This window comes from Alteromonas sp. H02 (assembly GCF_059682525.1).
Genome location: NZ_CM185021.1, coordinates 186560 through 209326, shown reverse-complemented (window position 1 = coordinate 209326; position 22767 = coordinate 186560). Strand labels below are relative to the sequence as shown.

At 43.4% G+C, this 22767-nt stretch carries 24 protein-coding genes, 1 tRNA gene and 2 pseudogenes; 16 read left to right on the top strand and 11 right to left on the bottom strand.

Features of this window, described 5'->3' with window-relative positions; all coding sequences use genetic code 11:
* The first annotated feature begins 31 nt into the window (after positions 1–31).
* From AC566Q_RS00985 to AC566Q_RS00975, 3 genes are read left to right on the top strand one after another with little or no spacing between them, the layout of a single operon-like run.
* Positions 32–448, top strand: coding sequence for a BLUF domain-containing protein (locus AC566Q_RS00985; RefSeq protein WP_024024473.1), 417 nt, complete (start codon positions 32–34; stop codon positions 446–448).
* A gap of 45 nt (positions 449–493) precedes the next feature.
* Positions 494–631 carry a hypothetical protein gene (locus tag AC566Q_RS00980; RefSeq protein WP_198033587.1) on the top strand — a complete coding sequence of 46 codons (138 nt, stop codon included), beginning with the start codon at positions 494–496 and terminating at the stop codon, positions 629–631.
* Positions 632–634: 3 nt separating this feature from the next.
* The gene (locus tag AC566Q_RS00975) at positions 635–952 is read left to right on the top strand and encodes a DUF1801 domain-containing protein (protein ID WP_020745968.1); all 318 of its coding nucleotides are present in this window, start codon (positions 635–637) and stop codon (positions 950–952) included.
* A gap of 22 nt (positions 953–974) precedes the next feature.
* Here AC566Q_RS00975 and AC566Q_RS00970 read toward each other — a convergent pair whose 3' ends face one another.
* Together AC566Q_RS00970 and AC566Q_RS00965 are read right to left on the bottom strand one after the other, a co-directional pair.
* The gene (locus AC566Q_RS00970) at positions 975–1718 is read right to left on the bottom strand and encodes an ATP-dependent metallopeptidase FtsH/Yme1/Tma family protein (protein ID WP_024024474.1); all 744 of its coding nucleotides are present in this window, start codon (positions 1716–1718) and stop codon (positions 975–977) included.
* A gap of 54 nt (positions 1719–1772) precedes the next feature.
* Positions 1773–1844: pseudogene (locus AC566Q_RS00965) on the bottom strand (AAA family ATPase); the annotation flags it as partial.
* Positions 1845–2050: 206 nt separating this feature from the next.
* Between AC566Q_RS00965 and AC566Q_RS00960 the strand changes: the two are divergent.
* Positions 2051–3565, top strand: coding sequence for a transposase (locus AC566Q_RS00960; RefSeq protein ID WP_069945706.1), 1515 nt, complete (start codon positions 2051–2053; stop codon positions 3563–3565).
* 203 nt (positions 3566–3768) lie between these two features.
* Here AC566Q_RS00960 and AC566Q_RS00955 read toward each other — a convergent pair whose 3' ends face one another.
* The 3 genes from AC566Q_RS00955 to AC566Q_RS00945 form a co-directional block, all read right to left on the bottom strand.
* Entirely contained in the window at positions 3769–3936 is a 168-nt protein-coding gene (locus AC566Q_RS00955; protein WP_499612764.1) for a 2Fe-2S iron-sulfur cluster-binding protein, read from the bottom strand.
* 89 nt (positions 3937–4025) lie between these two features.
* Positions 4026–4517 carry an aromatic-ring-hydroxylating dioxygenase subunit beta gene (locus AC566Q_RS00950; RefSeq protein WP_499612762.1) on the bottom strand — a complete coding sequence of 164 codons (492 nt, stop codon included), beginning with the start codon at positions 4515–4517 and terminating at the stop codon, positions 4026–4028.
* 1 nt (position 4518) lies between these two features.
* Positions 4519–5877, bottom strand: coding sequence for an aromatic ring-hydroxylating oxygenase subunit alpha (locus AC566Q_RS00945; protein WP_499612761.1), 1359 nt, complete (start codon positions 5875–5877; stop codon positions 4519–4521).
* Positions 5878–6387: 510 nt separating this feature from the next.
* Here AC566Q_RS00945 and AC566Q_RS00940 point away from each other — a divergent pair.
* Positions 6388–7449, top strand: coding sequence for an alcohol dehydrogenase (locus tag AC566Q_RS00940; protein ID WP_499612759.1), 1062 nt, complete (start codon positions 6388–6390; stop codon positions 7447–7449).
* A 68-nt stretch (positions 7450–7517) separates the two neighbouring features.
* Here the strand turns inward: AC566Q_RS00940 and AC566Q_RS00935 are convergent, their stop codons facing one another.
* Positions 7518–8429 carry a fatty acid desaturase gene (locus tag AC566Q_RS00935; protein ID WP_499612757.1) on the bottom strand — a complete coding sequence of 304 codons (912 nt, stop codon included), beginning with the start codon at positions 8427–8429 and terminating at the stop codon, positions 7518–7520.
* A 138-nt stretch (positions 8430–8567) separates the two neighbouring features.
* Between AC566Q_RS00935 and AC566Q_RS00930 the strand changes: the two genes are divergently transcribed.
* On the top strand, positions 8568–9578 hold the full coding sequence (locus AC566Q_RS00930) for an AraC family transcriptional regulator (RefSeq protein ID WP_499612755.1): 1011 nt from the start codon (positions 8568–8570) through the stop codon (positions 9576–9578).
* A 24-nt stretch (positions 9579–9602) separates the two neighbouring features.
* Here AC566Q_RS00930 and AC566Q_RS00925 read toward each other — a convergent pair whose 3' ends face one another.
* Complete coding sequence (locus AC566Q_RS00925; RefSeq protein ID WP_499612753.1) at positions 9603–10169, bottom strand: AAA-type ATPase lid domain-containing protein; 567 nt, start codon at positions 10167–10169, stop codon at positions 9603–9605.
* On the opposite strand from AC566Q_RS00925, the gene AC566Q_RS00920 reads away from it, so the two are divergent.
* The gene (locus tag AC566Q_RS00920; protein WP_499612751.1) at positions 10163–10420 is read left to right on the top strand and encodes a DUF1801 domain-containing protein; all 258 of its coding nucleotides are present in this window, start codon (positions 10163–10165) and stop codon (positions 10418–10420) included. The two genes, AC566Q_RS00925 and AC566Q_RS00920, sit on opposite strands and share 7 nt — an antisense overlap.
* 22 nt (positions 10421–10442) lie before the next feature.
* Here AC566Q_RS00920 and AC566Q_RS00915 read toward each other — a convergent pair whose 3' ends face one another.
* Positions 10443–11186, bottom strand: coding sequence for an ATP-dependent metallopeptidase FtsH/Yme1/Tma family protein (locus AC566Q_RS00915; RefSeq protein WP_024024474.1), 744 nt, complete (start codon positions 11184–11186; stop codon positions 10443–10445).
* A 54-nt stretch (positions 11187–11240) separates the two neighbouring features.
* A pseudogene (locus AC566Q_RS00910) lies at positions 11241–11312 on the bottom strand (AAA family ATPase); the annotation flags it as partial.
* Between the two features lie 206 nt (positions 11313–11518).
* Between AC566Q_RS00910 and AC566Q_RS00905 the strand changes: the two are divergent.
* The 7 genes from AC566Q_RS00905 (at position 11519) to AC566Q_RS00875 (ending at position 18818) form a co-directional block, all read left to right on the top strand.
* Entirely contained in the window at positions 11519–13033 is a 1515-nt protein-coding gene (locus AC566Q_RS00905) for a transposase (RefSeq protein WP_492225539.1), read from the top strand.
* A 279-nt stretch (positions 13034–13312) separates the two neighbouring features.
* The gene (locus tag AC566Q_RS00900; protein WP_112403874.1) at positions 13313–14449 is read left to right on the top strand and encodes an ISAs1 family transposase; all 1137 of its coding nucleotides are present in this window, start codon (positions 13313–13315) and stop codon (positions 14447–14449) included.
* Between the two features lie 66 nt (positions 14450–14515).
* A complete protein-coding gene (gene trpS, locus AC566Q_RS00895) occupies positions 14516–15286 on the top strand; it encodes a tryptophan--tRNA ligase (RefSeq protein ID WP_499611490.1) in 771 nt (256 codons plus the stop codon).
* Positions 15287–15834: 548 nt separating this feature from the next.
* Positions 15835–16929, top strand: coding sequence for an IS91 family transposase (locus AC566Q_RS00890; RefSeq protein ID WP_022992087.1), 1095 nt, complete (start codon positions 15835–15837; stop codon positions 16927–16929).
* Positions 16930–17194: 265 nt separating this feature from the next.
* Positions 17195–17743 carry a transposase gene (locus AC566Q_RS00885; RefSeq protein WP_499617635.1) on the top strand — a complete coding sequence of 183 codons (549 nt, stop codon included), beginning with the start codon at positions 17195–17197 and terminating at the stop codon, positions 17741–17743.
* Positions 17734–17955, top strand: coding sequence for a hypothetical protein (locus AC566Q_RS00880; RefSeq protein ID WP_499612750.1), 222 nt, complete (start codon positions 17734–17736; stop codon positions 17953–17955). The genes AC566Q_RS00885 and AC566Q_RS00880 overlap by 10 nt, the downstream gene beginning before the upstream one ends.
* Before the next feature lie 98 nt (positions 17956–18053).
* The gene (locus AC566Q_RS00875) at positions 18054–18818 is read left to right on the top strand and encodes a phosphoribosyltransferase (protein WP_171338247.1); all 765 of its coding nucleotides are present in this window, start codon (positions 18054–18056) and stop codon (positions 18816–18818) included.
* A 394-nt stretch (positions 18819–19212) separates the two neighbouring features.
* Here AC566Q_RS00875 and AC566Q_RS00870 read toward each other — a convergent pair.
* Positions 19213–19288 (bottom strand) — tRNA-Arg (locus AC566Q_RS00870).
* Between the two features lie 294 nt (positions 19289–19582).
* Positions 19583–20542 carry a beta family protein gene (locus tag AC566Q_RS00865; RefSeq protein ID WP_499612747.1) on the bottom strand — a complete coding sequence of 320 codons (960 nt, stop codon included), beginning with the start codon at positions 20540–20542 and terminating at the stop codon, positions 19583–19585.
* Between AC566Q_RS00865 and AC566Q_RS00860 the strand changes: the two genes are divergently transcribed.
* Positions 20514–21323: a transposase gene (locus AC566Q_RS00860; protein WP_499612746.1), complete on the top strand. Its 810-nt coding sequence runs from the start codon at positions 20514–20516 to the stop codon at positions 21321–21323. The two genes, AC566Q_RS00865 and AC566Q_RS00860, sit on opposite strands and share 29 nt — an antisense overlap.
* Before the next feature lie 197 nt (positions 21324–21520).
* On the top strand, positions 21521–22756 hold the full coding sequence (locus AC566Q_RS00855) for an NAD(P)/FAD-dependent oxidoreductase (protein ID WP_499617634.1): 1236 nt from the start codon (positions 21521–21523) through the stop codon (positions 22754–22756).
* Positions 22757–22767 lie beyond the last annotated feature (11 nt).

Here is a 22767-nt window from a genome sequence, read left to right as displayed (position 1 = left end):
ATTACGCAGTTTAGAAAAAAGGAAAGTAAAAATGAAGTTAGTGAGATTGGTGTACTACAGCCATGCCTCGCGGGAAATGTCACTTAGCGATCTGAAATCCATTCTCGACACCGCCCGCCGTAACAATCAGGCCGAGGGCATTTGCGGTATGCTTTCTTACGAACAACAATATTTTTTGCAGGCGCTGGAAGGCGAACGCAGCGCCGTTAACGAGCTTTACCTGGATATTGCTGATGACCCCCGCCATGACGAAATCACTATTATCAGCTATGAGGAAATCACCGCCCCTATTTTCAAACAGTGGAAAATGGGCTACGCCGGCGGCAGTGCCGAGTTTACTAAATTGCTCAAAGAGATGGGCCAGACTGAGTTCCTGCCGGAAACCATGAGCCCTCGACAGGCATTCCAATTCCTGCAACACCTTGCTGGTAATCAGGACAACCTTTAAGGCATAGTGGTTAAGCAATCTAACCTAAGTTAGCCAGGAGCGACTATGTCCGACGCACAGAGTTACACATCGGTAGACCAGTACATTACCGCCCTACCCGTGGAAAAGCAGCGGGTAATATCACAGTTACGCCAGACAATACTGGATAACCTGCCAGCCAGATTTAGCGAATGCATCAACTAAAACATGATTGGCTATGTGGTGCCCCATCAACTGTTCCCTGCCGGTTATCATTGCAACCCAGAATTGCCATTACCCTTTATGAACCTGGCGGCACAGAAAAGCCATTATGGCTTTTATCATATGGGCATTTATGCAATGCCTGAGCTCGAAAGCTGGTTTCGGGTCCGTTACGCCGAAGCGGTACCTACTAAGCTGGATATGGGTAAAAGTTGTATCCGTTTTAAAAACCCCAAACACATTCCCTACAACTTAATTGGCGAGTTGGTCAGCAAAGTGAGCGTTGATGATTGGATATCGGTTTATCAAAGCCTCAAAAAATAGAACTTGTTCCACTTTTACTGTTCTACTCTATTAACGACTTAAATTGCGCTTCTGATAACACTTCTTCTTCCAGTAAAGCTTGTGCAACCTTGCTTATTTGCTCCCAGTATTGGTCAACTAATTGATCAGTTTTCAGGGTTGCTTCATCCAGCCACTCTTTGATTAATTTTTCAGTCTGAGATTGAAAGTAAACGTCTCCGCTCCATTCATGTAACACTGTGGTGTCTAAGTTGTAACTATCGGGATGCATTCCGTATTTGGCAACAGGATTCCAGGCAGACCACATGGCCTGCCTCAAATCACTGCTGGCACCGGTATCTAATCCTTCATCTCCGAACTGTTTTACCTGGGCCGCTCGACCAGCTAACGCTACACATGTCTGCGAGAACCAAAAAGCTTTCGTGTAATCAATTTCTTGTTCCCTGTTGTAGGCCACCATTCCTAAAGCTTGTTCTCTGGGCACAATACTTATTTGTTCAATTATTCTCTCTGGCATCAGAACTTTTGAGATAACCGCATGACCAGCCTCATGAAAGGCGGTTTCTGCCAGCATTTTTGCGCACTTATCAAGTGTCCGTTTAGCGCCATATTTAAGAATATTAATTTCTTCCAGTAACGTACTTTGACCAATTTTGCCAGTATTCTTACTTAGAGCCTGAAGCACTGTCTCCCGATGAACCTTCTCTAAATCTGCACCGCTCATACCAGCCGTTAGTGATACGATTAAATCAACATCTATAGCCTCTTCGTAAACGTCGTACTGCAAGAACTTTTCGATAAACCAGCGCCGGGCATTTTTATCCAGGAAAGGAACATGGACATGAAGATCAAGCCTTCCTGAACGTAATAATGCTTCATCAAGTTTATCCAGCCGATTGGTAGCCGCGACAATAAAAACCGCGCCTTTATTTGGCTATTTGCATTCTAAGGTTGGAAATCAGCTTTTCTGCCAAGGCAATGAAAAGGCTCAGTTGGTTGGAAGCTAAAGTATGAGGGGCTGCATTGTACGTTTTTCGGACCTTGAGACTATAAATTTCCCACCCTATTGATCAGTAGATTTACATTAAAATCATATACACACTGTGATGCCAATTCAAGATAAAGGCGCCATTGCTAGTAACTCACTCTCATACCTATAAACGACATCGTCCAGAGCAGACGTTACTGTATCAATTGGTCGAACGCCACTACCCAGAATTTCAGAAGCAGCTTTCACAAAAAGGGAAGTCGTTACCACTTCATGTGGTAAAAGAGTTTGAAGAGTTTCTTAGGTGTGGTCGGCTTGAGCATGGTTTTTTGCGTGTAGTTTGTGACGACTGCAAGCATGAGAAACTGCTGGCGTTCAGCTGCAAACGCAGGGGATTTTGCCCAAGTTGCGGTGCAAGAAGGATGGCAGAAAGTGCCAAGTTGTTAGTTGAAGATGTTCTTCACGGTTACCCTGTACGCCAATGGGTATTGAGTTTACCCATCCCGCTTCGTCTACTTCTAGCTAGGTATCCCAAACACTTAAGTAAAATCATGCAAATCATTCATCGTGCTATTTCTTGCGATATTGTGCATCGGGCTGGGTATCTTAAGAAGCAAGCAAACACAGGAGCGGTGACTTACATTCAGCGATTTGGTAGTGCGCTGAATCTCAATATTCACTTTCACATGCTCTTTTTGGAAGGCGTTATCACTCAGGAGTGTGGACAGTCCAAATTCAAGTGCGTTAAAGCACCAAACCACAATGATATGGAAACCCTCGTGAATGTCATTAGCCATCGCATCGCGACCTACTTGGAGAAGGCCGGGCTCGTTCAACGGGATATGGACAACACATTTCTCGATTTACCCATGGATGACGAAGATAGTTTACTGCCCTTGCAAGCAGCCTCTGTCAATTACCGCATTGCTGTAGGACCAGATACAGGCAAAAAAGTCTTTGCCTTGCAAACCTTACCTGCCAAAGACGAACAACATTACGGTCAATTAGCTCAAATAAACGGTTTTAGCTTACACGCTGGGGTGTTTGCAGACAGCCATCAAACTGACAAACTGGAAAGGCTATGCAGATATATCTCAAGGCCAGCGTTAAGCGAGCAACGATTGAGTCTAACCGATTCAGGAAAAGTAAGATATCAACTGAAAACTCCCTATCAAGACGGTACCACACATGTCTTTTTTACTCCCTTGGATTTCATAGGCAAGCTCGCGGCACTGGTGCCAGTGCCGAGGCTAAACCTTACGAGGTTTTATGGCGTGTTTGCTCCCAATGCTAAGGTGCGTGCCGAGGTAACGGCTTCACAACGCGGTAAGAATAGCCCTCGCTTAGCAGAGCATCTGAAAGATTCAGATAAACCATACCATGCGCGAAGCATGTCGTGGGCACAAAGGTTAAAAAGAGTATTCAATATTGACATCACAGTCTGTGAGGCTTGTGAAAAAACCAACGTCAAAATTATTACTTGTATTACGGATCCGGCTGTTATCCATAAGATTTTGGCGCACCTTGACAAGCAGACTCTTCTTGAAGCAAAAAACGATTCTCTAATGCCGCCACTTCGAGCTCCACCAGCCACAGCCTCATTCAGTGACTACATCATTCAACGCGACTTCGATTTTGGCGCATGAAGCACAAAAAACAGACCATCACTTGAACATGCAACATGTTGAGGTAAGGGCTTTCACATATCTCATTGCGGATTTCAGTACCAAAGACCAGTTATATTGCGTCTATCTTGATGACAACTACTTCACTGATTCCTGAAAAGTACCCATTTGACACACGTGCAACTGGCCTTAAATACAGCTGACACAGTGGGTAGTACATAGCGTTAATATTTCTTATACTCAATTTTTACTTTGCAAACACCGCAGCCGCCGCCGTGACACCCCGATGGAATACCTTTTTTCCCCATCTTAGACATGGCGGATAAAATATGTTGCCCTTCACTGCACCCAAAAACTTCATCGGTATTTTCTATTAAGACTTTAAATGTCATCTTCTTTGCAAACTATTTTTAGACATAAAAAAATCCCACGCCTTTGTTTGATAAAGGGCGCGGGATTCTTCTTTTACACAGAAATCAATCTAAACGTTATAAACGTCCAATACGGTATCCACCATGTCGTTATGCAAGGTGATTTTTCTATAGCAAATTTTTAGACCTTCTTCTGTTTTACGCAAACGATGTTCTTGAACACCGAACGCTTCTCGCGAAGTCTTCAAGCTGTAGCAATGTGTCACCCATGAAGAGTGAACAACTATTTCGCCTGCATCATTTTCAGAGACTCTAAAATTTGTATTAATGTGGCATGTTCTGGGTAACGGAGTCGTCGCAAAAGATAACTCGGTACGGATTCTAAAAATTCTATCCTCAATTCCAGAACGATCATTATAGTAAATCAGTGAGATTTCACGCGCAGGATCATTCGTCAAATTATGTTCATCAACCCATGCAGGCATCCAATAGGTGGCATCTTCCGTATACAAATCAATCCACTCGTCCCACTGCCTATGATCTAAAGCAGCAGACTCATTAATAATGACATCTATCGCTTGGTCTTTTAATGCAACATCCATCTTACTTCTCCTCCGCTTGTGCCTTAGTCATCATTTCTGCCCATTGTCTGTGTTGCGCAATCATTAAGCCCTCATCTTCAAGGTTAATGCCACATTCATCAGGGTTAACACCTACTCTTTTAGCGAAGTCACTGGCACCTTCAACCACATTCTTGGCACCACGTGACATATCACTCCACTTAGCCTTTTCACCCATAAAACCTAACTGGCTGTTGTTAAAAGCCGTTAAATCATCCGGTGTCGCCATACCGGTTGCATTAAAGAAATCTTCGTATTGACGAATACGACGCTCACGTGCCTCATCACTCTCTCCAACAGGCGCAATACAATAGGTCGTTACTTCTGTTTTATTCACGGCAACTGGACGGAAGTGACGAATTTGTGTGCTCATTTGATCCATGATAAAGACATTTGGATAAAGACACGTATTACGTAAATAACTGCCCATAAAATTACCTCTATCCTCACCGAACTTCTCAATAATCTCGGGCATTCTACCCCCTAAGTGAAGGGGTCGATCTTGTGGATTCGGCAGCTCCCCGAAAAGAGTGACATGGCCATTACCATATGAAAAATAGCCTGCTGGCATTTCTGTTGTGCCATTTGCCAATTCACCCACAGCAACAGATTTAACTTTATCAGCCTTCCCTTTTAACTTGGCGCGGTTAGCAATGGTCATCACATAGTTACCGTGAATAGCTTCGAGGTGATAACCGTCTACACCATTTTCAGCTTGTAATTTCCAGTTACCGTTATAAGTATAAGTGGTGGCACCGGGTAAAATTTCCAGCCCCTCTTCCGATTGATCAACCAACAAATCAATCATTTGTTTTGCATCACGTAAAAATTCTGCCAGCGTGCAGGCATTATCATCCAGCACACCAAAAACGAAACCACGGTAACTTTCGATGTTACCAATTTTCTGGAGACCTAAATCGTCTTTACTGAAATCGTCACTGTAACCGACATTTCCTTTGCTTTCGCCACAATCCATTAGTGTGCCATCCGTACTAAAGGACCACATGTGGAAAGGGCATGTAAACGACCTTTTGTTACCACGAGCCGTATTAACAAGCTGCGCACCACGGTGAGTACATGCATTGATGAACCCATGGATTTCACCTTGTTTATCCCGAGTAATAATCACAGGTTGGCGACCCATATAGGTCGTAAAGAAGTCACCTTTTTCTTTGATTTGGCTCTCATGGCATAAGTACATCCAGTTTTTTTCAAAGATGTACTTCATTTCTAATTCAAAAATCTCTGGATCTGTAAACACTTTTCTATCTGAGCGATAAATACCATGTTCTTTATCGTCTATCAGGTAGCTTGCAAAATCAATATCACTCTGTTTGCCCATTTTTTATTCTCCTTATCTCACCATTTTTAATTTGGTTACATCATTAATTTTCTCAGCTTGCTTTGCTGCATGAGTTGGTAAACTATATCAATAAAACCCTATCCAACCATGACTTACATCATTTACTTAGCAAATTCTAAAAAATCAGAGTTTACTTATTTTTCATTTCGACGCCATTCTCCTTGTACTGCAAGGCTATCTTCACCCATACCCATAAACGGTACGACAACCCTTTCGAAACTCAGCACAGTATTTTCTATGTAAGCTCTTCTTAATACTCTACGGTAACAGTCAATATATCAAATTACAAATAACAAACTGGTACAGTATGTGCTTAATCCTAGCATCATATTATCCATGAAATAACTTTTGCCTCAAAAAAAACATCATCAGGCTTAACCCATTCATTATTTAATCAACCTGTTTATAAAGAGTTAACTAAATGATGATTTAACGCTCTGAAAAATTCATGTTACTGCCTTAATACTAAACCAATAAAAGGAAAATCCTATGAGAACAGCGATCTATTACGGCCCCCAAGATATTCGTTGTGGCGAGAAACCCGAACCCGAAATTAATGAATCTCATCAAGTTTTAGTGGAGGTTGATGCAACGTCAATTTGTGGTTCTGACTTACATGTATACCGTGGCGCTCTAGATGCCATGTTGGAACCGGGCCATTCACAAATAGGTCATGAATTAATAGCCCACGTTCGCGAAGTCGGCCGGGGCGTTGGTAAGTTTAAAGTCGGCGACCGAATTTCTATGGCTTATTCATGCTCTTGCGGTGAATGTTATATGTGCGAAGTCGGTCAAACTGCACATTGTGAAACCACCCAAAAAGCGGTGTATGGTTTCGGCGTACCCTTTGGTGACTTGAACGGCACACATACCGAAGCCCTTATTTTGCCCCACGCCGATGGCCATGCTATAAAAGTTCCTGATGCCCTTGATGATGCTTCTGCACTCACTTTGTCTTGCAATTTACCTTCCGCCATTATTGCGAATAAACTCGCTGATATTCAACCCGGTGAAAACGTTGCCATTATCGGTTGTGGCCCTACCGGCTTGCTGACCATGGATATCGCTCTCGGCAAATCAGCCGGTCAACTCGTTTGTATTGACCAGCTTGATTATCGCCTTAGCATTGCTGAAAAAAAAGGCGCAACTATAATCAATTCAAGTAATGAAAATTGGAAAGAACAAGCGTTAACCCATACTAACGGACGGGGTTTTGACAAAGTTATTGAGGTTGTTGGCTACCCGGAAACACTTCAAATGTGCCTGGATATCATTCGACCAGGCGGGACCATTGCGGCTATTGGTGTCTTTTGCGATCAGGATTTCAATCTGGTCTTGGCTGATGTGTTTTTACGAGATATAAGCCTTCACATGAATGGTTTTGCTAATGTGCAACCTTACATGTGGGAAGGCATTCGTTTAATGGAACGCGGTGTTATTAACCCATCTGAATATTTTTCTCACACCTATACACTCGACCATATCGATCAGGCGTTCAGCACGTTTTATGAAAAATCAGACCATGCACTTAAAATGTTTATTAAACCTTAACTAAGCACACTTAAACACACATAAAAAAACCCCTTCAAAAGGGGCTTTTTTATAATTAACGTCTAACTCTACACTTGAGGCTCATACTTTGAATGATCAAAGTTTTTATGAGATTCAATATTTTCAGGCACTAAACCAAACGCTGTTTGCTTACTTAAGTTTTGTGCATTTAACTCATCATATTTTATGTACCATGCTTTATGCATTTTATAAAACGGTATTTCTGGCCACAAATGATGGATTAGATGATAGTTTTGGTAAACCAATAAGGGTGTCAACAACCATTCCCAACCCATACGCATGGTTGTCGCCATGTATTTATCTTCTGTTTGACTAACCGTTGCAGGGTAATGAGGCAATATAACAAATACAATCGCGATCAATAGCAAGGTAATACGAGAAGGGATAAACCACAACATGAACAACTCGTAACCAAATCCAAAATACAAAGCAGCAACAAATAGTAGCGCTAATGATGAATAATAAGTAATCAACTGTACCATATGGCGTTGGATTACTTTACCCCCATGTTTTAAGAAATAGTAAATGTACCACCCATCAAAAAATGACCATCTAAACGGCACCTGCCACCAGGGAGATTCGTGCTCGAAAAGGTCGGGATCTTTTGGCCCATTGGTATAGATATGATGTTGATTGTGCACCCATCTTAAGGCCACCATGGGTGCATATGGAAATAAGAAAAATAACCCAATCGCACCGATTGTTTCATTGACAGGTTTTATACTAGAAAGAGAATGATGCGATGAATCATGAATCACACTAAATAAGCCATACGTTAAAAAACCGTTGATAATGGCTCCTTGCCACATGGGTAGAGATCCCTCTAACGCGTAGTACCAAACTGTCCCCAAGCCAGCCATAACGCCTATAAATAACAATACGGTAGGAATTGCTAGTGTGGGTGCTTGTCTAAGTGATTCAAAATATGCATCACTTGCAGATGTGTCTTGTGTACTCATAATGTCTCCTGTTTATTTAGCTTTTACTTCTTAGCACATAATTAAAACAAATATAAAAAAGACCGATAACTGTCATTATTTGACACCGCCATGTCATTTTGTGACAATGCTACAACCTAATCAATACGAGAAGCACTTGTGGCCCAGTCGATTATACTCCCTGTTAGCTATATACAAATAGCTATTCGGGAATTAGCTAATAAAGGCATTACTCCCGAACAAATTTTAGAGGGCACTGGCCTGAGCACTCACGCATTACAAGAAGACGATCATGTTACCCTCGATCAATTTATTACCTGCATCCTAAATACAAGAAAACTAAGCCATAACCCGGCTATTGGCCTCTTACTTGGCTCATTTTTACACCCGTCAACCCACGGACCAGTTGGCTGGGCTGCTATCAACAGCCCTACTTTATCAGACGCCATCAGTATTTTTCAGCGTTACAGTCAAATTCGTACACCCTTTATTTTGTATATCCCCCTTACCCAAGGCGAGCACTATATTATTCGTCTCACGCTGACCGATAACCTTAGAGCAGCACACACAATTTTTATTGAAGCCATGCTCATGTTATTACAACATGTTATCGAATTTATCCTGGGGCGACCGATGAGAGAGGCCAGTTTATACATGAACAGCTTCGCGCCAAGTTATGTTGACAGCTACCAACAGTATTTTCACTGCCCTATTTATTTCAATTCAGGCTACCTTGAGATTCGACTCCCCGTAGCATTAAAAAACACGCCAAACCCTAATGCAGACAAACACATGTACGAAATCGCATTAGAGCAATGCCAGGAAGCGTACCACCAGCTCCAGCGTGACATAAACCTGAGCACTGAAATTTATGATTACCTATCAGCCAACCTAAGTTACTCTCCAACACTTGAACAGACTGCGAAGCAATTTAGTCTGACACCCCGAACACTTATCCGGCGACTGAAAGATCAACAAACATCGTTTCAAAAAATAAAAGATGATGTCTACGCATTTCAGGCCAGCAGTTATTTACGCAGAAGCGCCATTACAATAGACACCTTATCGGTTATTTTTGGCTACAGTGACCCAGCAAACTTTAGGCGTAGTTTCAAGCGGTGGTTCGGCGTGACCCCTCAACAATATCGAGATCAACAAGTAAAACACTAAAATAAAACGCCAGCCGCCAAGTCATTATTTGTCTTCTTCAATTTTGCCAAGCCTGTACGCTAATTGAGGACGAGTCACCCCTAACTTTCTAGCCGCAGCAGACAAATTACCGTTTGACCTTTTAACGGCCTCTTTAAGAATCGTTTCTTCAATTTCAAACAAATTATTTTGAGTTTCAAAAAACATATCAACAAATTGCTTATGAATACCTTTTTTTAATGGTTTCAACTGACCACGCTCACTGACTGTTGCCTCAGATTTCTCATCAATATTCATCATCGCAAACAAATGTTCTAACTCAATATAACCCCCATTTTCGCAAAGCAAAACACCCCGCTCTATGACATTTTCAAGCTCACGAATATTTCCTGGCCATTCGTACCGCTCTAGTTGGACCATGGCATGATCAGTGACCCCCTTTACTTCTTTATGATATTTAACTTTATATTGATCAATGAAACTCTCAATTAATAAAGGGATATCTCCCTGCCTTTCTTTTAAACAGGGAATGGTAATAGGGTACACATTTAAGCGATAAAATAAGTCCCGCCTAAAATCACCTGATTCAACTTTGCAACCCAGAATTGCCATTACCCTTTATGAACCTGGCGGCACAGAAAAGCCATTATGGCTTTTATCATATGGGCATTTATGCAATGCCTGAGCTCGAAAGCTGGTTTCGGGTCCGTTACGCCGAAGCGGTACCTACTAAGCTGGATATGGGTAAAAGTTGTATCCGTTTTAAAAACCCCAAACACATTCCCTACAACTTAATTGGCGAGTTGGTCAGCAAAGTGAGCGTTGATGATTGGATATCGGTTTATCAAAGCCTCAAAAAATAGAACTTGTTCCACTTTTACTGTTCTACTCTATTAACGACTTAAATTGCGCTTCTGATAACACTTCTTCTTCCAGTAAAGCTTGTGCAACCTTGCTTATTTGCTCCCAGTATTGGTCAACTAATTGATCAGTTTTCAGGGTTGCTTCATCCAGCCACTCTTTGATTAATTTTTCAGTCTGAGATTGAAAGTAAACGTCTCCGCTCCATTCATGTAACACTGTGGTGTCTAAGTTGTAACTATCGGGATGCATTCCGTATTTGGCAACAGGATTCCAGGCAGACCACATGGCCTGCCTCAAATCACTGCTGGCACCGGTATCTAATCCTTCATCTCCGAACTGTTTTACCTGGGCCGCTCGACCAGCTAACGCTACACATGTCTGCGAGAACCAAAAAGCTTTCGTGTAATCAATTTCTTGTTCCCTGTTGTAGGCCACCATTCCTAAAGCTTGTTCTCTGGGCACAATACTTATTTGTTCAATTATTCTCTCTGGCATCAGAACTTTTGAGATAACCGCATGACCAGCCTCATGAAAGGCGGTTTCTGCCAGCATTTTTGCGCACTTATCAAGTGTCCGTTTAGCGCCATATTTAAGAATATTAATTTCTTCCAGTAACGTACTTTGACCAATTTTGCCAGTATTCTTACTTAGAGCCTGAAGCACTGTCTCCCGATGAACCTTCTCTAAATCTGCACCGCTCATACCAGCCGTTAGTGATACGATTAAATCAACATCTATAGCCTCTTCGTAAACGTCGTACTGCAAGAACTTTTCGATAAACCAGCGCCGGGCATTTTTATCCAGGAAAGGAACATGGACATGAAGATCAAGCCTTCCTGAACGTAATAATGCTTCATCAAGTTTATCCAGCCGATTGGTAGCCGCGACAATAAAAACCGCGCCTTTATTTGGCTATTTGCATTCTAAGGTTGGAAATCAGCTTTTCTGCCAAGGCAATGAAAAGGCTCAGTTGGTTGGAAGCTAAAGTATGAGGGGCTGCATTGTACGTTTTTCGGACCTTGAGACTATAAATTTCCCACCCTATTGATCAGTAGATTTACATTAAAATCATATACACACTGTGATGCCAATTCAAGATAAAGGCGCCATTGCTAGTAACTCACTCTCATACCTATAAACGACATCGTCCAGAGCAGACGTTACTGTATCAATTGGTCGAACGCCACTACCCAGAATTTCAGAAGCAGCTTTCACAAAAAGGGAAGTCGTTACCACTTCATGTGGTAAAAGAGTTTGAAGAGTTTCTTAGGTGTGGTCGGCTTGAGCATGGTTTTTTGCGTGTAGTTTGTGACGACTGCAAGCATGAGAAACTGCTGGCGTTCAGCTGCAAACGCAGGGGATTTTGCCCAAGTTGCGGTGCAAGAAGGATGGCAGAAAGTGCCAAGTTGTTAGTTGAAGATGTTCTTCACGGTTACCCTGTACGCCAATGGGTATTGTGTTTACCCATCCCGCTTCGTCTACTTCTAGCTAGGTATCCCAAACACTTAAGTAAAATCATGCAAATCATTCATCGTGCTATTTCTTGCGATATTGTGCATCGGGCTGGGTATCTTAAGAAGCAAGCAAACACAGGAGCGGTGACTTACATTCAGCGATTTGGTAGTGCACTGAATCTCAATATTCACTTTCACATGCTCTTTTTGGAAGGCGTTATCACTCAGGAGTGTGGACAGTCCAAATTCAAGTGCGTTAAAGCACCAAACCACAATGATATGGAAACCCTCGTGAATGTCATTAGCCATCGCATCGCGACCTACTTGGAGAAGGCCGGGCTCGTTCAACGGGATATGGACAACACATTTCTCGATTTACCCATGGATGACGAAGATAGTTTACTGCCCTTGCAAGCAGCCTCTGTCAATTACCGCATTGCTGTAGGACCAGATACAGGCAAAAAAGTCTTTGCCTTGCAAACCTTACCTGCCAAAGACGAACAACATTACGGTCAATTAGCTCAAATAAACGGTTTTAGCTTACACGCTGGGGTGTTTGCAGACAGCCATCAAACTGACAAACTGGAAAGGCTATGCAGATATATCTCAAGGCCAGCGTTAAGCGAGCAACGATTGAGTCTAACCGATTCAGGAAAAGTAAGATATCAACTGAAAACTCCCTATCAAGACGGTACCACACATGTCTTTTTTACTCCCTTGGATTTCATAGGCAAGCTCGCGGCACTGGTGCCAGTGCCGAGGCTAAACCTTACGAGGTTTTATGGCGTGTTTGCTCCCAATGCTAAGGTGCGTGCCGAGGTAACGGCTTCACAACGCGGTAAGAATAGCCCTCGCTTAGCAGAGCATCTGAAAGATTCAGATAAACCATACCATGCGCGAAGCATGTCGTGGGCACAAAGGTTAAAAAGAGTATTCAATATTGACATCACAGTCTGTGAGGCTTGTGAAAAAACCAACGTCAAAATTATTACTTGTATTACGGATCCGGCTGTTATCCATAAGATTTTGGCGCACCTTGACAAGCAGACTCTTCTTGAAGCAAAAAACGATTCTCTAATGCCGCCACTTCGAGCTCCACCAGCCACAGCCTCATTCAGTGACTACATCATTCAACGCGACTTCGATTTTGGCGCATGAAGCACAAAAAACAGACCATCACTTGAACATGCAACATGTTGAGGTAAGGGCTTTCACATATCTCATTGCGGATTTCAGTACCAAAGACCAGTTATATTGCGTCTATCTTGATGACAACTACTTCACTGATTCCTGAAAAGTACCCATTTGACACACGTGCAACTGGCCTTAAATACAGCTGACACAGTGGGTAGTACATCACGGCAAGATCATTATAAATTGAACTTTTAGCCTAAGTGACGATCAGATCGAGGTCTAATCACTTACTTGGTCACTTTGATGAGCCCGACTTTCCTGAAACATTTTGCCCCCATTTCTGATCCGCGTATTGAACGCTGTAAAAAACATAACTTACTCGACATCTTGTTACTGGCGATAAGTGCGGTAATGTCAGGCAGTGAAGGCTGGGAAGACATTGAGCAGTTTGGTCATATCAAGCTTGACTGGCTACGCAAATACCGGCCCTTTGAAGCAGGGATCCCACGTCACGATACCATTGCACGGGTGATTTGCCGATTAAAACCCGCTGAAATCGAGAAAGCCTTTCAAGCGTGGATATCCTCGCTTATTGAAGAAACAGGGTGTGGTGTGATTGCGATTGACGGTAAAACCGCCCGTCGTTCGTTTTCCACCAAAGAGAGAAACAACGCGCTGCATGCGGTCAGCGCCTGGAGTTGTCAGCATCAACTCGTGCTCGGGCAAGTGGCCGTCGATAACAAAACCAATGAAATCACTGCCATTCCTGAATTGCTGAGCATGTTGGAAATAGAAAACAGTATTATTACCTTGGATGCCATGGGATGTCAGCGTGAAATAGCCTTGCAAATTGTGAAGCAAAAAGCCGATTACATTTTGGCACTTAAAGGCAATCACTCAGGTATGCAGGCAGAGCTGGCGGCGTGGTGGCATAAAAGTGTGCGGGAGGGCTTATCAGACGAGGTGTACTCGACGCATACAGAAATCAATGCAGGCCATGGGCGCATTGAAACCAGAACCTGTCAGCAACTACTCATCCAGAAAAACTGGCTAACTAAACAGTATCAATGGAGCGGCCTAAAAAGCGTTATTCAAGTGACATCAAAAATACATGAAAAATCGACAAACACTGATAGCGTTGAAACACGCTGGTACGTGAGCTCTCTGGGTTTAAATGCAGAGCAAGCTTTAAATTGTGTACGCAGCCATTGGCAAGTCGAGAGTATGCATTGGGTGTTGGATATGACGTTCAGAGAAGACGAGTCAAGGATCCGTAAAGGACACGGCGCACTGGTCTTCAATGTCATGCGAAAAATAGCCATGGCCTTATTTAAACAAGATGAAACAAAAACAGCGAGTATGAAAGCCAAAAGGAAAATGGCTGCGCTGGATGATGATTACCGCTCAACCCTTTTAGAATCTGGGATTAAAATGCGCTAGCCGTGGGTAGTACATAGCGTTAATATTTCTTATACTCGTACATAGCGTTAATATTTCTTATACTCGGTGTTTTACCGTCAATCTGACATTCCAGAGATCCCAGAATTGTGCTGGATGCTCAATTGTATGGCTGCGAAAGGCTTAATGAATCGTGCTCACGCCTATAAGGCGGCCGTTGCCGCCAACCAAGAGGCGGGTGAAGATACGGATTACGGCGTGACCATGGGTTTGTATAGCTACCCTGTGCTGATGGCAGCTGATATTTTGATGTTTAACGCCAACAAAGTACCTGTCGGCAAAGATCAAATTCAACACGTCGAGATGGCTCGCGATATCGCGGCGCGTTTTAATCATCACTATGGCCAGCACTTTGTGGCTCCTGAAGCCGTAGTTGATGACAAGGTGGCGGTGTTGCAAGGCCTCGATGGTCGTAAAATGAGTAAGAGCTACGGCAATACCATTCCCCTGTTCTTGACCGAAAAACAACTGAAAAAACACATCAACAAAATTAAAACCAACTTGCTGGAGCCCGGAGAGCCGAAAGATCCCGATAGCTCCACGGTGTTTCAAATTTGGCAGGCTTTTGCCAGTGAGCAACAAACCGTCGATATGCGTCAGGCATTTGCCGATGGCATCGCTTGGGGTGAAGCCAAGAAGCAATTGTTTGAGTTGGTTAACGGAGAGCTGGCGGAGGCTCGAGAGCGCTATAACGAGCTGTTGGCCAATCCTGCAGCGATTGAAGAAAAACTGCAGCAAGGCGCTGAAAAAGCGCGTTCTTTCAGTTCGCCTTTGTTGGCCAAGTGCAGAAAATCAGTGGGTATTCGCCCGATAGGCTAAGCTCCCGCCATGCTAGGAGCCTCAGTGCTCCGGTCGTGCTAGGCGAGTTGGCGCAGGGCCTTTTTGGTATTCCCGATCAGCCCCTCGACGAGGGGTTTTATCCCTTCTCTTATACAGAATGTTGTACTTCGAGATCGCCAGGAGGGCGCGATAGTGTTGGATCGGGGGTTTCTTCGTTCCTGCCTCTATCGTTTTGACCTGGCGCCTCTTGTCGTCATTCACCTCTGCTTCTAGCGGCCACTAACGTCTGATTATCAGTAACGGTGAACGGCCGCGCAACAAACTCTACTCTCGCAATCCATCGTCGTTGGCAAACCTCTGGCACAAGGACTAGGCTTTCTTTGATTGTCTGCCAAATTGCCCATCAATAATTCTCAACTTGGCCGATATCCCTATAGTCATGTTGCAATTGGTGAGTGATTCATGGAGTCGAATGTCAAGCTGTTGGTCGTGTCTGGTGTGGTTACCCTGTACGCCAATGGGTATTGAGTTTACCCATCCCGCTTCGTCTACTTCTAGCTAGGTATCCCAAACACTTAAGTAAAATCATGCAAATCATTCATCGTGCTATTTCTTGCGATATTGTGCATCGGGCTGGGTATCTTAAGAAGCAAGCAAACACAGGAGCGGTGACTTACATTCAGCGATTTGGTAGTGCACTGAATCTCAATATTCACTTTCACATGCTCTTTTTGGAAGGCGTTATCACTCAGGAGTGTGGACAGTCCAAATTCAAGTGCGTTAAAGCACCAAACCACAATGATATGGAAACCCTCGTGAATGTCATTAGCCATCGCATCGCGACCTACTTGGAGAAGGCCGGGCTCGTTCAACGGGATATGGACAACACATTTCTCGATTTACCCATGGATGACGAAGATAGTTTACTGCCCTTGCAAGCAGCCTCTGTCAATTACCGCATTGCTGTAGGACCAGATACAGGCAAAAAAGTCTTTGCCTTGCAAACCTTACCTGCCAAAGACGAACAACATTACGGTCAATTAGCTCAAATAAACGGTTTTAGCTTACACGCTGGGGTGTTTGCAGACAGCCATCAAACTGACAAACTGGAAAGGCTATGCAGATATATCTCAAGGCCAGCGTTAAGCGAGCAACGATTGAGTCTAACCGATTCAGGAAAAGTAAGATATCAACTGAAAACTCCCTATCAAGACGGTACCACACATGTCTTTTTTACTCCCTTGGATTTCATAGGCAAGCTCGCGGCACTGGTGCCAGTGCCGAGGCTAAACCTTACGAGGTTTTATGGCGTGTTTGCTCCCAATGCTAAGGTGCGTGCCGAGGTAACGGCTTCACAACGCGGTAAGAATAGCCCTCGCTTAGCAGAGCATCTGAAAGATTCAGATAAACCATACCATGCGCGAAGCATGTCGTGGGCACAAAGGTTAAAAAGAGTATTCAATATTGACATCACAGTCTGTGAGGCTTGTGAAAAAACCAACGTCAAAATTATTACTTGTATTACGGATCCGGCTGTTATCCATAAGATTTTGGCGCACCTTGACAAGCAGACTCTTCTTGAAGCAAAAAACGATTCTCTAATGCCGCCACTTCGAGCTCCACCAGCCACAGCCTCATTCAGTGACTACATCATTCAACGCGACTTCGATTTTGGCGCATGAAGCACAAAAAACAGACCATCACTTGAACATGCAACATGTTGAGGTAAGGGCTTTCACATATCTCATTGCGGATTTCAGTACCAAAGACCAGTTATATTGCGTCTATCTTGATGACAACTACTTCACTGATTCCTGAAAAGTACCCATTTGACACACGTGCAACTGGCCTTAAATACAGCTGACACAGTGGGTAGTACATAGCGTTAATATTTCTTATACTCTGGGTAGTACATAGCGTTAATATTTCTTATACTCTAATAGCCAGATAGTCAGAAGCAATCCTTTTGCCTGCACGCTTGTTTTATTTAAACAAAAAAGTAAAGGCCGTCACGCTCGTAACACTGATGGTTCGCTCAAGCGCTCAGGACATTCAAAAAAACATGCTCAGGGTGCAAAAGATCCTTGGCTATTGGCAACATCGCTCTCTTCTCATCGGCAGTTATCAAAACAAGTGGTCGGTATTTATCGACAGCGGATGCAAATTGAAGAAGGGTTTAGGGACATGAAAAGCACCAAGTTCGGGCTTGGCTATGAACAAAACAAAAGTATTAAAAAGCAACGTCTTACAATATTGATATTGCTGACAACATTAGCGTCACTGGTTGCTATATTACTGGGTATGGTGCTTGTTTCTTCGAACAAACATCGCCAATTCCAAGCGAATACCGAAACCAGAAGCGTGCTATCATTCCACTACCTTGGCCTTAGAGCTATTGCTTGCCGAATAAGGTTTACCATGCGACAGTGGAAAGCTGCACTCAAATGGTACAGCTCCATAGTAGACAGTGCATGGGCCGGAAGCACATGGAATTAAATTCGTGGGGATCCCTCAGGGTCTGTACCCAGTTTGAGCTGAAGGGGCGATACTATGATTTCAGACACACCTTTGCTTCTAAAATTTACGCTGCTACTGGTGACATCAAACTAGTTGCTGACTTAATTGGCGATTCGGTGACAACTGCCGCTGAATACTATGCAAACAATATTATTGACGAAAACAGAAAAGCTCTAAAAGTCATTGATTAGCGCATATTTGTTAAAAAGAAAGCGTTATGTACCCGAATGTATGCATCAAACGTACTTTTTAGTAGAATGCCGAAAGATTTGATGTAGTAGAAGTTTGAATGCCTAGTAAAGTTGTATCTCTCGCAGAATACCGGGAACGATTAAAAAAAGAAGAGACTAGAGTTGCATGGGCTAATTTTCCACCAGTTTTCACCTTTTGTCCTCTTGGTTCGGCTAAGGAGCATGAAAGGTATGAGGATGCAAAGAAAAATGGCAGCAATGACGCAGCATTGCAACTAGTTAAAGATATTGTTCCTAAAGAAAAAATTGCAGAACTACGAGCTATTGTTCAGGAAAGTAATGCCTTGATACTCCCTGTTCATGCTATCGAAGAGTTTGGCACCAATAAAATTCCAGCGGCTCTAGCTTATTATTTAGCCGTAACTCTAAAGCTTGAATTGTGCGATGATATCGTTCAAGCGAATAAGCCACAGAGAACAGGTAAAGGTGCATTTTATCGTCTGTCTCAATATCCTTTCTTCGATGGGGCTGTACAGCAAGGTCGTAATTATGTTATCTTGGACGATACTTTATCAATGGGTGGAACTTTAGCTTCACTTAGAGGTTACATAGAGAATAAGGGTGGTCACGTTATATTGGCAGTTGCCTTGACGGGACACGAAGGAGCTGCTTCACTTAACATTAAAGAAGCGATGCTCAAAGCAATACAAAACAAGCACGGAGACGAACTTGATGAATGGTGGAAGAGTGAAGTTGGCTTTGGTGTGGACAAACTCACACAAGGTGAAGCAGGACACCTCAAGAAAGCCCCAAGCGTTGAAGAAATTCGAAATAGAATCCTTGCGGACAGACCTGAAGAATAGTTTTTCAGATTTTGCACAACTCGACTCTGAGTTAGCAGAAGCTTAATAGAGTTATGTTTATCTAAAGCCCACTTTTGCACGTGGGCTTTTTTGTATTAAAAATATACATAACAAGTAAGGATTAAGATGCTGTAAAGCCAACACTGAATCCCTAGTGTTGAACAAGCCCGAAACTCATTCCTGTCCAGAAACGAGCTACAGCGAGCGTCGTTTGTTCGCTCGTAACTCCATGTCATGTGAGATATTAACCTAATCATCAAGACTGTAAGCTCAGGTTTGAGCTAACTTTAGGGCATTATTGGTTCTTTAGCTTTCTGATTAGCTTCAAATAAATCATCTCACTTGGGATGGCTAAGCATGGTGAAATTATTTTACGAAAAAATGTATACTTCAATGGCGTCCCCACGAGGACTCGAACCTCGATTAGCGGCTTAGGAGGCCACGGTTTTATCCGGTTAAACTATAGGGACCAAGAATCAAAGCTATTGTATTCACTTAGTGAGTCATTGTTAAGAGCTTCAACTACATCATTTCTACTTTGAGTTGAGATCTGTAGCTTGACACTCTCAAGCTCTAAGACTTCTTTTGGAGTTAGCGGGGTGAAATCGAAAAAACGCACGGCCCCTTAAAAGGTGATAAGTTTCGCATAGCATGTATGCTTACCAAGTTTTCTATCCCTAATGAAGTCTTATCCAACATGTAATCTTCCCCCCACAAGTGATGTGGGGGAGTTATCTATAGTTACCCAAGAGTAGATTGCAGAGTTACGAATGTTCCTCCTCGTTACGAACAAGTAGCTCTCTTTCAAACTCAGTCACACTCATTGTGACAAACTGCAAGTGGTGGGAAGTATCGATAGCAACCCAATCCTTCAAGTTACCCTTCATTTTTCGGTTAGCGCAGTCGTCTATGCGGCCGTCACCCCAGCTGAATGGAGGAAGTAAATAGTGCCCCGAATCAATCACAGCCTGAGAAAGGTCGTACATCTGCGCACCTTTGTTACCATGCATTCGAGAATGCCCTCGCGCAACAAAATAGTTGTCTGGTATCGTATAACGAATTTTACCATTCGCGTGTGGAGTTCTAATTTCGGCAGAGTTTGGATTCACCACTCCATAGTCGGAAAACCCTATATCCATAGAGTCCCGAAGACTTTTCCATGCCACATACTCTCTTCTTAAAATCACCTCGTTTGTATCCGGCTCTGGAACCATATCGGTTATAAATGAAGTCAGCGAGCAACCTGACATTGAAATGTGATCAAACTGAAATGGCAGCAATAATCTATTCGCCATCTCTACTTTCTCACAAATATCAACTACGGAAGTATTGGAGACATCCCCTAAATCCAGAATCACGTTGCATTTTTTTGGATTTAATTGCAAAGTTTCTAATATCTCAGTTACTACTTCCTCAAAGTGTTCCCCGTCATACATATCCTCAAATGCGTATGATTCAAGGCGAAGACAAAACGAATCAGATCGAAGTCTAATCGCTTCAAGGGCTTTTACGTACTCGATATCTTCCCATCTGTCATATCCGACTACGGTCGTGACTCTTGCGCCCCGTGAAACCAGATAATTATAGGAAAAGTTCAGTATATGCTCGCCACTTTCGATTGTTGAATCAGGCGACCATTTGAAAATATCGATCATAAGAGGCTGACTTCCTCGTACAGCCGAAATCTTACCCAAAGTGTCAGTCAAATATAACCGCTTTGGCATCGGCATGGATGACGAAGATAGTTTACTGCCCTTGCAAGCAGCCTCTGTCAATTACCGCATTGCTGTAGGACCAGATACAGGCAAAAAAGTCTTTGCCTTGCAAACCTTACCTGCCAAAGACGAACAACATTACGGTCAATTAGCTCAAATAAACGGTTTTAGCTTACACGCTGGGGTGTTTGCAGACAGCCATCAAACTGACAAACTGGAAAGGCTATGCAGATATATCTCAAGGCCAGCGTTAAGCGAGCAACGATTGAGTCTAACCGATTCAGGAAAAGTAAGATATCAACTGAAAACTCCCTATCAAGACGGTACCACACATGTCTTTTTTACTCCCTTGGATTTCATAGGCAAGCTCGCGGCACTGGTGCCAGTGCCGAGGCTAAACCTTACGAGGTTTTATGGCGTGTTTGCTCCCAATGCTAAGGTGCGTGCCGAGGTAACGGCTTCACAACGCGGTAAGAATAGCCCTCGCTTAGCAGAGCATCTGAAAGATTCAGATAAACCATACCATGCGCGAAGCATGTCGTGGGCACAAAGGTTAAAAAGAGTATTCAATATTGACATCACAGTCTGTGAGGCTTGTGAAAAAACCAACGTCAAAATTATTACTTGTATTACGGATCCGGCTGTTATCCATAAGATTTTGGCGCACCTTGACAAGCAGACTCTTCTTGAAGCAAAAAACGATTCTCTAATGCCGCCACTTCGAGCTCCACCAGCCACAGCCTCATTCAGTGACTACATCATTCAACGCGACTTCGATTTTGGCGCATGAAGCACAAAAAACAGACCATCACTTGAACATGCAACATGTTGAGGTAAGGGCTTTCACATATCTCATTGCGGATTTCAGTACCAAAGACCAGTTATATTGCGTCTATCTTGATGACAACTACTTCACTGATTCCTGAAAAGTACCCATTTGACACACGTGCAACTGGCCTTAAATACAGCTGACACAGTGGGTAGTACATAGCGTTAATATTTCTTATACTCAAACAAGCCGAAATTACCCTTGTCGACCGCAGTCGAACTCATATTTGGAAGCCGCTATTACACGAAGTGGCCGCTGGCGTAATTGATAAACATTCAGACGGTGTGGACTACGCTATTCACGCTGCAACTCACCACTACCGCTTCCAATTAGGTGAAATGTGCTCGCTTAACGCGCAGGCGCAAACTATAACCTTGTCGCCTTTAATCGATGAGGAAGGGACACAGGTTTTGCCTGAGCGCGAGATTCATTACGACCAGTTAGTGCTGGCGGTTGGCAGCGTGAGTAACGACTTCGGTACGCCAGGGGTTGCTGAGCATTGCTACTTTCTCGACTCGTTAAAGCAAGCTGAACGCTTTCACCGAGCGCTTCTTAATCAGCTTATCCGCATTAATCAGCAAGAAGACAAAGACGCCAGAATTGATGTCGCCATCGTCGGGGCAGGAGCAACAGGTACTGAGCTCGCCGCTCAACTTCACCATGTGGCTAATTTGTCTAAGGCTTACGGAATGCCAGATATGTCGGCTTCTCGTCTTAAAATTACTATTGTGGAAGCCGGAGAGCGTATATTGCCTGCGCTACCTGAGCGTATAGCAAACTCTGCAAGAAAAGCGCTGCATAAGTTGGGCGTAGACATTAAAGAGCAAACCATGGTGGCAGAAGCCGACGCGACAGGGTTGATCACCAAAGGCGGTGGCCGGATTGACGCTGATTTAATGGTGTGGGCTGCAGGGGTAAAAGCACCTGACTTCATAACAAAGCTAGAACTTTTTGAAACGAACAGAGCCAACCAAATTCTTGTTGATAAGCAGCTTCGCAGCACTACGCACAAAAATATCTGGGTATTAGGTGACTGCTGTGGCTTCCAGCAGGAAAATGGAAAGTGGGTGCCACCTCGGGCGCAATCTGCTCACCAAATGGCTGACATCGTTGCGCACAATATAACGTCGTTATTTACCCAAAAAGGTACAAAGGACTTCACTTACAAAGACTATGGTTCGCTGGTTCACTTGAGTGAATACAGCACTGTTGGAAGCTTAATGGGATCACTGTCAAACAGCAGTATGTTCATTGAAGGGCGTCTAGCTAAGTTGGTTTACGTTTCTTTGTATAATATGCACCAGTTTGCAGTACACGGAAAAATTAAAGGTGCTCTAAAGCTCCTTGTGAAGAAGTTAAGTCAGGCCATCAGCCCTAAGCTGAAGCTTCACTAACCACATGTAAA

Coding starts and splice junctions, on each gene's coding strand:
- AC566Q_RS00985 (WP_024024473.1), top strand. CDS start 32: ATGAAGTTAGTGAGATTGGTGTACTACAGCCATGCCTCGCGGGAAATG.
- AC566Q_RS00980 (WP_198033587.1), top strand. CDS start 494: ATGTCCGACGCACAGAGTTACACATCGGTAGACCAGTACATTACCGCC.
- AC566Q_RS00975 (WP_020745968.1), top strand. CDS start 635: ATGATTGGCTATGTGGTGCCCCATCAACTGTTCCCTGCCGGTTATCAT.
- AC566Q_RS00955 (WP_499612764.1), bottom strand. CDS start 3,936: ATGACATTTAAAGTCTTAATAGAAAATACCGATGAAGTTTTTGGGTGC.
- AC566Q_RS00950 (WP_499612762.1), bottom strand. CDS start 4,517: ATGGATGTTGCATTAAAAGACCAAGCGATAGATGTCATTATTAATGAG.
- AC566Q_RS00945 (WP_499612761.1), bottom strand. CDS start 5,877: ATGGGCAAACAGAGTGATATTGATTTTGCAAGCTACCTGATAGACGAT.
- AC566Q_RS00940 (WP_499612759.1), top strand. CDS start 6,388: ATGAGAACAGCGATCTATTACGGCCCCCAAGATATTCGTTGTGGCGAG.
- AC566Q_RS00935 (WP_499612757.1), bottom strand. CDS start 8,429: ATGAGTACACAAGACACATCTGCAAGTGATGCATATTTTGAATCACTT.
- AC566Q_RS00925 (WP_499612753.1), bottom strand. CDS start 10,169: ATGGCAATTCTGGGTTGCAAAGTTGAATCAGGTGATTTTAGGCGGGAC.
- AC566Q_RS00900 (WP_112403874.1), top strand. CDS start 13,313: ATGAGCCCGACTTTCCTGAAACATTTTGCCCCCATTTCTGATCCGCGT.
- AC566Q_RS00890 (WP_022992087.1), top strand. CDS start 15,835: ATGCAAATCATTCATCGTGCTATTTCTTGCGATATTGTGCATCGGGCT.
- AC566Q_RS00880 (WP_499612750.1), top strand. CDS start 17,734: ATGGAATTAAATTCGTGGGGATCCCTCAGGGTCTGTACCCAGTTTGAG.
- AC566Q_RS00875 (WP_171338247.1), top strand. CDS start 18,054: ATGCCTAGTAAAGTTGTATCTCTCGCAGAATACCGGGAACGATTAAAA.
- AC566Q_RS00865 (WP_499612747.1), bottom strand. CDS start 20,542: ATGCCAAAGCGGTTATATTTGACTGACACTTTGGGTAAGATTTCGGCT.